Genomic DNA, 10,426 nt, shown 5'->3' with positions numbered 1-10,426 from the left:
TATCTTACTTAACTTACTATCGAATTAAAATCAAATAAACTGCTATGAAAAAAGGCCTTTTACTCTTTAGCTTTTTCTGTTTCCTTTTCGCATCTGGACAGGATAAGCCTAATATTCTTGTGATTTGGGGAGACGATATTGGCTGGGGAAACATCAGTGCCTATAACCACGGCATGATGGGTTACCAAACACCAAACATCGATCGGATTGCTAAGGAAGGTGCATTGTTTACAGATTGGTACGCTCAGCAATCCTGTACAGCGGGGCGAGCAGCCTTTATTCTCGGCCAGCATCCTTTTCGTAGTGGGTTACTCACCATCGGAATGCCGGGGTCAGAACAAGGTATTCAAGATGAGAATCAGCCGACCATCGCTGAGCTTCTGGCCAATCACGGTTATACAAGTGGGCAGTTTGGCAAGAATCATTTGGGAGACCGAGACAATCACCTCCCTACGAACCACGGCTTCGATGAGTTCTACGGGAACCTCTACCATTTGAATGCCGAAGAAGAACCTGAGACTTATTACTATCCTAAGGACCCTGAATTCCACAAAAAATTTGGACCCCGTGGTGTCCTTCACTCCTATGCGGATGGGAAGATTGAGGATACAGGCCCCATGACACGGAAGCGCATGGAAACGGCTGATGATGAATTCACGGATGCGGCTATCGCATTTATCGAGAAAGCTCACGCAGACGGCAAGCCCTTCTTCGTTTGGCTCAGTGCTACTCGAATGCACGTATGGACACATTTAAAAGAGGAGAGTGTTGGTGTGACCGGAATCGGCTTGTATCCCGATGGTATGGTCGAACACGACAAGCAAATTGGAAGAGTACTCGCCAAATTGGAAGAATTGGGCATTATTGACAACACGATCATCATGTACTCCACGGATAATGGAGCGGAAAAGTTCACTTGGCCTGATGGAGGCTCCACACCTTTTGCCGGAGAAAAAGGATCCACTTGGGAAGGAGGTTTCCGTGTTCCTTGCGCCATTCGATGGCCTGGAGTCATTGAGCCCGGAACCATTTACAATGATATTTTCTCTCATGAAGATATGATGCCGACCCTCTTGGCAGCTGCCGGAGAAGACGACGTTAAAGAAAGTCTCTTGAATGGTCACAAAGCCGATGGAAAGACGTTTAAATGTCACCTTGACGGCTATAACTTACTCCCCTACTTTGAAGGAAAAGAGGAAGAGTCTCCTCGACGCGAAATCTACTACTTCGATGCGATTGGCAACTTAAATGCCATCCGCTATAACAATTGGAAGCTACATTTTGCGATTATGGAAGGATCTATCAACGAGGCTTATCGGAAGACTCCAGCCTGGCCAATTGTCATTAATTTGCGTGCAGACCCTTATGAGGTGTCTTGGAAATCAGCACTGTATACCCGATGGTACGGAGACAACATGTGGTTGTTTGTCCCAGCCCAAGCGCTAACAGCTCAGTTCCTTCAAACATTCCAAGATTACCCACCAGTAATGGGAAGCTCATTGAGTATTGACAAGGTGGTTCAAAGCATGACTGCGCACCCGAAAGGGCAGTAGAAAACCAGAATATATGTGATTTAAGGCCGTTCCATTTTAGCATGGGCGGCCTTTATCATTTCTTCATAAAACAACCGCCACCCTTTCCACAATGGACCTTCGCAAGCGGATTCATTGTGCCATAGCGAGATGAACGTTCCTCCTACTGCAGCAACGTGATCCATTACAGGTAGGACCTCTTTAAGTGCTTGTTCCGGCCCTAGCCCTTGATAGAACTTCAGTGTACCTTCCATCACAGCAAAAGGATGAAGGCGCAATGGAGTCATGAACTCGAGGTCCAAGTCATAAAAGTAATATGTGGAACAAGTACCTGCGCGAAAACCTATTTCTGAAGCATAGCCCATGGTGTAGTCATCGGTTATATCCAAGTCGATGAGATTCCTGTATGTTTCGGGAACGGTAAGCTTCAGGAAATGCTGTCGGCTTCTGGTTACATCGCGATGAATGATCCCTTCAAGTCTTTGGACCTCTGAAGTCAGCTTGGTCTTTTTTCTATTGCTCCCATAGCTCGGGTGAATACCGACTTGGGCGTAATCCGCTATGTCTTTGATCAGATTGCGAAATCGGTTGTTTGTATAGGGTACGTTTTTATCGTTCAAACCGTAATCCGCCAAAAGGAAGAAATAGATAGTCTCAAGACTGTACTCCTTCTGGATTCTTTTCAAATAAGCAAACGTGTCATAGGGATCAGAACGGAGACCCGCTAATACGCTAAGTCTCGCCCACATACTTCTTCCATCTAACTGAGTAAATGCACGAAGAAAGCCTCCAAGGGAGCGCATTAGACCTTTACCCCGATAGGCATAGGCGTTGTCTACGTCAATGGTATTGACGAATTGAAATTTCCGAATCGGCCATTGAAATTCTGGGAATCGCTCCACAAGGAGATCTTGAATAGCCAAGGCCCATTCATCGACCACTGGGCGCTGAAGGAATCCTCCTCTGTGCGCTACACTGGACTCCGCTGAAAAACGCTCGTGTTTGTCCTTGATATGCGGGAGATATTCCTCGTATCGAGACAGTAAATAAAAGGACGCTGCGAAAGGGTCAAAGGGCAAAGCAGAGGGTTCAGGGACACTAAAGAATGACACCAACCCTTCGAATTCATCTACCTTGAGTTCCCATTCGTTGATTCCACTTTCAAACAAGAGACTGGAGTTGCGAAAATGAAGCTCCTTTCCAAGAGCCCTAGGCGCATAGCTCATTTTGGGTCCCTTGTGTTCAATGAACTCATTGATCTCGGTAGTCAATTCGACAGGTACACCCAAGACCTGTTGAAAGATCTGCTTAAAAGCATAGACGACTCTGGGGGTTTTCTTGTATGTATATACCAGGATCATCCGTAAGTAGACCAAATAAGTTCTGCTATTCTTTCCGCAGCTTTTCCGTTGCCGAAAGCCCCATCTAAATCGCGGGTATGGCCGTCTTTTAGTAGCTCCTGCCAGTTTTGCGCCAAGAGATCGACATCGCAATCGACCAAATGGGCGAATGAGCTCTCAACCAATTCATTCCACTCCGTTTCCGTCCTTAGGATGATGCTCGGTGTACCAAAAAAGAAGGCTTCTTTCGGAATCCCTCCAGAATCGGTAACGACAAATCGAGCATGCTTCTCGAGTGCCAATGTTTCAAAGTATGAGGTAGGAGAAACGAACTTGAAATACTCGTGATCGCGGATGAGCGGCCAAAATTCCGGAAAGTGAATATCAATGGCCGTACGGGTTCTCGGGTGACAGGGGAAATAGACCACTGTTTGAGTTTGCTCCGCTAACTCTAGTATTGTTTTAAGCAATATATGGAGTCGGCCAGGCTCATCCGTGTTCTGAGCTCTATGAAGTGTGAAGAGAACGAAATTTTTCGAAGACAGACCCTCGGGTAGCGATCCTTTGTCTGCAAAGTACATGGCATTATCGTACATCACATCTCCAGTTAAAACAACACTCGGGTTTACTGGGGAAGGATGCCCTTCTTCCAAGTGAGTAATTCCTTCCGCTTTCAATTGTTCTACCGCTTTTGGAACTGGACAAGCAAGTATGCTGCTTAAATGATCCGTTAGATGACGGTTTACTTCTTCGGGCATAGACCGGTTGTACGAGCGAAGACCCGCTTCTACATGAAGTACAGGAATTTCCCAATCGCTAGCAGCCAGGGCGCCGGCTAGAGTTGTATTCGTATCCCCATAGACAAGCACAACATCTGGTCGATCGGCTTCCCATAATTTGTGCAATTCCATGGTAATCCGCGCTGTTTGAACAGCAGGGCGACCTTGACTCACCCCAAGATTGTACTTGGGCTCTTGCAACTCCAATTCGCGAAAAAATGAAGCGGACATATTGTCGTCATAGTGCTGGCCGCTGTGAATGATTGATTCTTCAATTCGGCCAGAGTAATCTCTACGCAGTACTCGGTCTAGTGCCGAGGCTTTTATAAACTGAGGGCGAGCGCCAACAACTGTATGGAGTTTGAGCATGGCTTAAAGTTGCTGTTCATCAGCAAAGCTATAATATTCTCGCTCAGTGATGATCAAATGATCCAAGACCTTAATATCCATCAGTTTACCCGCTTCTTTTACGCGAGATGTGAGTTGAAGATCCGCTGTACTGGGAACCTTGTTGCCACTGGGATGGTTATGTGCCATGATCAATGAAGTGGCTCCATGCGCAAAGGCCTCTTTGAAAAGGACCCTTAAATCCACAACGGTTCCGCTTATACCTCCTTTGCTTATCGAGGTTTTCTTGAGCACCTTGTTGGCATTGTTAAGGTAGACCACCCAAAACTCTTCATGGTTTAGATCTGCCAATTGGGGCTTTAGCATCTCATAGGCCTCCTTGCTACAATGAATGGTGCTTTTTATTTGAGCCTGCTCACCTTCTCTTCTTCGTCCTAATTCTATTGCGGCCAATAGTCGAATGGATTTAACCAGCCCCATGCCGCGTACCGTAATCAATCGGTCTTGATCAAGCCTTCCTAAATCGTACAGATTTTCCTGGGTCAGGGCAAGAATACGCTTGGCCAATTCAAGCGCATTTTCCGACGAAGTGCCCGAACCTAATAGAAGAGCAATCAATTCCGCATTGCTCAAATAAGCTCGCCCCCAATTCAAGAACTTCTCCCTTGGCCGTTCCTCCGGAAGCCAGGAATTCTGTTTCTTTTCTGGTCGTTGATCCATGCTACGAATCAAGCTCGGTCAAAGGACAGCGACAAGAACGAATCTGACATTTTTAGAACTTGCTTGGGGGTCTGGATTTAAGCGCTCAAATGCTTAAGTTCGATAGTCCATATGCAACTGATTCGATCAAAAATCCTCCTATCGCTCACTCTCCTGGCTTTCAGCACATTGGGTTGGTCCCAAACGCTTTGGCCAGCGGACCATATACGCGAAGATCTAAACGCCCTTGTTCAGGGCATGTATACCTACCATCCGGGACTGGAGAAATACAACCCTCGTTTTGCCGTTGAAGCCGAGCGAATTCAAGCCAACATGGCCGGCGAGCGAACTCCTCTTGAATTTTTTAGAGCCGTAAATCAAATTATCGCTCTTGGAAACGAGGGGCACTACGCCGTTGGGAATTGGGGCGACACAATTCACAGCGGAATTCCTGGAAACACTGCTTCGTACATGCCTATTTCCGTGAAGATCATTGAAGGACGCATTTTCGTCTGGATTGATCTCTCCGATGCAGGTGAGCTTGAAAGAGGTGAAGAGATTCTATCCATCAATGGGCAATCAACACAACGCATACTGGAACAGCTCTATCGTTGTACTCCTGGAGATGGGAATATTCAAACCTATTTAGACCGAACATTGGAAGGGGGTTTTAATTGGCGATATCATTTGAATATAGAGCAATCGAACTCTTATGAACTGAGCCTGCGTTCACCAAAAAGCGGTAGTCGGGTGGTAGTCCTAAAAGCGCTGACTAAAGAGAAGCAGTTTGAAAACTACTATTTGCGAAACAAGAAATCAACGGGTGAGGATCCATCGGTATTCGAATTTGATATTGATGGTGATGTAGCGCAGTTGAAAATGAGAAGTTTTTCGCGAGGGCGAATGGAAGCAGCAGACTTGAAAGCAAAGAAATACTACAAGACCGTTTTTAAGGAGATTCAAGAAAAAGAAGTTGAAACCTTAATCATTGATCTACGCGGAAATATGGGCGGAAAAAAAGAATTTGCCAGTGAAATGGTCCCATATATCCTGCAAAATCCGACCGCTTCCGATTTGCTCTTCAACTCCGTGTCTTGGGAAGGCAAAACCCGCAAACACAAAGTGCCTAAAGCTTCAAAACACAGCTTTAAAGGAAACGTGTACGTATTAATCAACGGACATACCTTCTCTGCAGGTAGTACACTTGCTCGTTATTTGAAAGAGTACTCCAACGCGGTCATTATCGGTGAAGAGTCGGGTAGCCGATATGAAGGGTATGTAGCAGGGTCAAAACAGTACATAACGCTTCCTCATTCCGGGTTGGAAATTGGAATTCCGCGGTATTTAAACGAATACGCCTCATCTTCAAAACAACCGACAAGCAACCAAGGTGTGATCCCCAATTACGTGGTATACCCGCAAATGGAAGATTACCTTGACCAACGTGATCCAGTAATCGAATTACTTGAAGGATTGCTGGATGAACAGAATTCACAAGAATCACAAGAATGAGTTATACCCCTAAAGACCTTCGGATTTTTGAAACCCTATCAGAAGTTCCTGATTCCGAACTGCAGTGGTTAATAGACCACTGTGAGATCCAGGAGTACGAGGAAGGCACAAAGATGTTTGCTCCAGATGACGCGGCCGACTTTATGTACCTCATCATGGAAGGTGAGGCTTTATTCTACATCATGCAAAATGGCGAACGTCGCGATTTTGGAACCTCGGGAGCTGGTGTGATTACAGGATTACTCCCCTATTCCCGCATGAAGGTTGCTCGGGGAAATGGCGTGGCGCTTAAACGGATCAAAGCCTTGGTTTTACACCGTTCGCAAATGCGCCAGCTCACTGTAGATTGCCCGGAGACGACCGCTGCGCTGGTCCAACAGATGACCACTCGGGTACGTGATTTTACGAGTCGGCAGCAACAAGTGGATAAACTGGCCGCACTGGGCAAACTATCCGCCGGGCTGGCACATGAATTAAATAATCCCGCCTCTGCAATTGTCCGTTCTGCTGATTTTCTCAAAGAACACCTCGGGCATGTTCCTGATCGTTTTAAGAAGGTCATTTCCATGAGGCTCAATGATGCCTCTATTGACTCCGTAAACGGTTTGGCTAGTGCTAAAATAGAAGCTGGAGTACGGGATTTTGGAATGATGGAACGGGCCGACAAGGAAGACGAACTCTTGGACTGGCTGGACGATCACGACATCGATTATGGGGATGACTGGGTAGAACAGCTCGTGGAATACGGTGTGACCGCGGACGAACTTGAAGAAATTTGTCAGGCGACGGGATCGGAAGCACTTGGGCCTACCCTCGGGTGGCTTGTTAATGTGCTCACAACCGAGCGCATTGTAGAAGAGATCAAAGAGGCCTCCTCCCGAATTAGCGATCTGGTTCAGTCCGTTAAGAACTACAGTTACATGGATCGGAGCACGGACAAGCAGTCAGTTTCGCCCCTTGAAGGTCTGAGAAACACCATGCGGATGCTGGAGCACAAAGCCCGAAAAAACCAGGTCGTATTCGACGAAGATTTTGACGAGCAAACGGGTGAAGTTCGGATGTATCCGTCCGAGATGAATCAGGTCTGGACCAACATCATTGACAATGCCCTGGATGCCTTGGAAGAGTCTGAGGACAGCGTCATTACCATCAAAACCGAACGCAAATCCAAGAACCTTGTCGTCTCCATTATTGACAATGGACCGGGCATCCCGGAAGATGTTCAAGAGGAAATCTTCAGCCCTTTCTTTACGACCAAAGAAATGGGAAAAGGAACAGGGCTCGGCCTGGATGTAGTAAAGAGAATTATTGACCAACACGGAGGGTTCATTGAATTACTTTCCCAACCGGGAAGAACTGAATTCAGAATCACCTTACCTACGGAATAATGGATAAGAAACCCATCATATTCAGTATTGATGATGACCCTCAGGTACTGAGGGCCATAAATCGAGACCTAAGAGCGGAATTCCGAAAGGAATACCGCGTAATGAATACGCCATCGGCCCGTGAGGGCCTTCAGGCTCTAGAAGAGCTTAAAAAGAATGGGGAAACCGTTGCCCTATTCCTCTCCGACCAACGCATGCCTGAAATGCTTGGAGTTGAGTTTTTGGAACTCGCAAAGAAGATTTACCCAGCGGCGAAGCGGGTATTACTTACTGCTTATTCCGATACGGATGCGGCCATCAAGGCCATTAACGACGTGCAATTGGACTATTATCTACTCAAGCCATGGGATCCACCGAGCGAGAAACTCTACCCTGTTATACACGACTTGCTTGAGGATTGGTGGGCGCAGTACGTTCCAGAATTTCACGGAGCAAGGTTAATCGGATACCAATACAGTCCACTGAGTCATGAAATCAAGGATTTCTTAGCGGGGAACCTAATTCCGTACGAGTGGATTGAATTTGAAAACACGGAACGCAGCGGGCCGTATCAAGAGCAATTCGGCATTGACGGACCGGACCTTCCCGTCTTGGTTACGGAGGATGGAGAAGCCCTGAAAAAGCCTAGTGTGCAAGAAGTTGCCCGTGCCTTGGGTATGAGTCAGACCGCAAGCGAGAAGCCTTACGACGTAGTGATCATTGGCGCGGGACCTGCTGGGCTAGCTGCAGGTGTTTATGGAGGTTCAGAAGGATTGACTACAGCTTTAGTGGAACGAAGAGCCCCCGGCGGGCAGGCGGGAACATCGAGCCGTATAGAGAATTACCTGGGCTTCCCCAATGGACTAAGTGGTGCCGACCTAGCGCGCCGGGCCATTACCCAAGCCACCCGCTTCGGTATTGAGTTCCTATCCCCCGCTGAAGTACATCAGATTGAGCGTGTTGATCCTTATAAAATCCTGACCCTCAAGGACGGAACCGAGTTGAAAGCCAGGGCTGTGGTCATTACTACAGGTGTTGACTACCGCAAACTGGAGGCGCCTGGCATGAATCAGTTTACCGGAGCTGGAATCTACTACGGCGCGGCAACAACAGAAGCTTCGGCCTGTAAAAATGGAGATGTGTACATCGTGGGAGGCGGAAATTCCGCTGGTCAAGGCGCGGTCTATCTCAGCAAGTTTGCCCGGAAGGTATTCATCTGTGTACGCCGTGAGGATTTGAGTACGACCATGTCGCAGTACTTGATCGATCAAATCGACAGCATCGAAAATATCGAAGTACACGGGGAGACAGAAATCGCGGAGGCCCACGGCGCCGATCGACTCGAGGAAGTGACCCTCAGAAGCAAGTCATCGGGCGAAACCAGAAAGGCACCCGCTACAGCCCTCTTTATTTTTATCGGAGCAAAACCTTATACCGAATGGTTGCCTGGAGACTACATGCGTGACCCGAAGGGATTCCTTTTAACGGGACGCGATTTGGTACTCCAAGAGGACTTCCGCAAGGAGTGGCCGCTCGAGCGAGACCCCTTCACCCTGGAAACTTCAGTTCCCGGCGTGTTCGCTGCAGGCGATGTGCGCAGCGGAGCCATGAACCGAGTAGCCTCAGCCGTCGGAGAAGGAGCGATGAGTATAAGCTTGGTACATCAATACCTGAGCGAAAATTAAATGATGATCGACCGATTTAACCAAGTCCGAGCCTACACAGAGCAGCTGTGTCAACCTTTGGAAATTGAGGACTATGTGCCGCAAGCCGTTGTGGACGTGAGTCCCCCAAAATGGCACTTAGCCCATACCACGTGGTTCTTTGAAACCTTCATCCTCAAAGCTCACCAACCGGACTACAAAGAATTTCACCCGCGCTACAGCTTCTTGTTCAACAGCTATTACGAGAGCGTGGGTGACCGGGTACTGCGCGACCGTCGTGGGCACATGAGCCGACCGACCGTTCAGGAAGTCTACGCCTATCGATCGCACGTCAACGAAGCCATGAATCGCTTTGCCGAAGACCACGGCTTTGAGGGCCTTGAAGACACTTTGGAGCTGGGGCTTCAGCACGAACAGCAGCATCAGGAGCTCTTGATCACGGACCTCAAGTACATGCTGGCGCATAATCCCCTGTTTCCTGCCTACGACCCTGAGAATGATTGGGAACGAAATTTTTCTGCGCCTCACGGCGCGATGATTGACTTACCCGAGGGTTTATATGATATCGGTTATAACGGCCCCGGTTTTTCGTTTGACAATGAGCACGGTCGCCACAAGGTCTACCTCGAGGGAACTCGAATTCATGCAGACTACGTTACCAATGCGGATTACCTCGCTTTCATGGAAGACGGAGGCTACGGCGACTTTCGTCATTGGCTGAGCGAAGCTTGGGGGTCGGTGCAATCCGAGGGATGGAAAGCTCCCTTGTATTGGCATGAGATCGATGGTGCCTGGCACCAGTATCGACTGGATGGACTACATCCCATCGAGCCGCAGGCTCCGGTCCATCATCTGAGTTATTTTGAGGCTGAGGCCTACGCTACGTGGGCTGGGAAACGCTTGCTCACGGAATTTGAGCACGAGGTAGTCGCGGATCGACTGAACACTGGAAAGCTCTGGGAGTGGACGGGAAGTGCTTACCTACCCTATCCGCGATTTGAGACGGCCCCAGGGGCCATTGGAGAGTACAATGGCAAATTCATGATTAACCAAATGGTCCTTCGCGGGGGTTCCTTGGCCTCTCCTCCAGGACATGTCGACCGCCCGACGTATCGAAACTTTTTTCATCCGCATCTTCGTTGGCAGTTCAACGGAATCCGACTGGCTGAAAAATAAAGCCTGCAG

The 10,426-nt window shown here is 48.2% G+C and carries 8 protein-coding genes; 5 read left to right on the top strand and 3 right to left on the bottom strand.

Going from position 1 to position 10,426, the window contains the following annotated elements:
- The first annotated feature begins 44 nt into the window (after positions 1-44).
- Positions 45-1,553 (top strand): arylsulfatase, encoded by a 1,509-nt coding sequence (locus tag HZ996_07745; GenBank protein ID QTN39029.1) that lies wholly within the window; start codon positions 45-47, stop codon positions 1,551-1,553.
- Between the two features lie 20 nt (positions 1,554-1,573).
- On the opposite strand, the gene HZ996_07740 is transcribed toward HZ996_07745, so the two are convergent.
- Genes HZ996_07740 through radC form a run of 3 tightly spaced genes read right to left on the bottom strand, consistent with a single transcriptional unit; the run spans position 1,574 to position 4,719 of the window.
- On the bottom strand, positions 1,574-2,893 hold the full coding sequence (locus HZ996_07740; GenBank protein QTN39028.1) for a hypothetical protein: 1,320 nt from the start codon (positions 2,891-2,893) through the stop codon (positions 1,574-1,576).
- A complete protein-coding gene (gene wecB, locus HZ996_07735; GenBank protein QTN39027.1) occupies positions 2,890-4,020 on the bottom strand; it encodes a UDP-N-acetylglucosamine 2-epimerase (non-hydrolyzing) in 1,131 nt (376 codons plus the stop codon). The genes HZ996_07740 and wecB overlap by 4 nt, the downstream gene beginning before the upstream one ends.
- Before the next feature lie 3 nt (positions 4,021-4,023).
- Positions 4,024-4,719, bottom strand: a complete 696-nt coding sequence (gene radC, locus HZ996_07730; GenBank protein ID QTN39026.1) for a DNA repair protein RadC — start codon at positions 4,717-4,719, stop codon at positions 4,024-4,026.
- A gap of 111 nt (positions 4,720-4,830) precedes the next feature.
- Here radC and HZ996_07725 point away from each other — a divergent pair, with 111 nt between their 5' ends.
- Genes HZ996_07725 through HZ996_07710 form a run of 4 tightly spaced genes read left to right on the top strand, consistent with a single transcriptional unit; the run spans position 4,831 to position 10,417 of the window.
- Positions 4,831-6,210, top strand: coding sequence for a hypothetical protein (locus HZ996_07725; GenBank protein ID QTN39025.1), 1,380 nt, complete (start codon positions 4,831-4,833; stop codon positions 6,208-6,210).
- Entirely contained in the window at positions 6,207-7,598 is a 1,392-nt protein-coding gene (locus tag HZ996_07720; protein QTN39024.1) for a GHKL domain-containing protein, read from the top strand. Before HZ996_07725 ends, HZ996_07720 begins: the two co-directional genes overlap by 4 nt.
- A complete protein-coding gene (locus HZ996_07715) occupies positions 7,598-9,262 on the top strand; it encodes an FAD-dependent oxidoreductase (GenBank protein ID QTN39023.1) in 1,665 nt (554 codons plus the stop codon). Before HZ996_07720 ends, HZ996_07715 begins: the two co-directional genes overlap by 1 nt.
- Complete coding sequence (locus HZ996_07710) at positions 9,263-10,417, top strand: ergothioneine biosynthesis protein EgtB (GenBank protein QTN39022.1); 1,155 nt, start codon at positions 9,263-9,265, stop codon at positions 10,415-10,417.
- Positions 10,418-10,426: the final 9 nt, after the last annotated feature.

The sequence above is a fragment of the Cryomorphaceae bacterium genome (assembly GCA_017798125.1).
Lineage (GTDB): Bacteria > Bacteroidota > Bacteroidia > Flavobacteriales > ECT2AJA-044 > ECT2AJA-044.
Note: the sequence above shows the minus strand (reverse complement) of the source record. Positions and strands in the feature narration are given on the sequence as shown.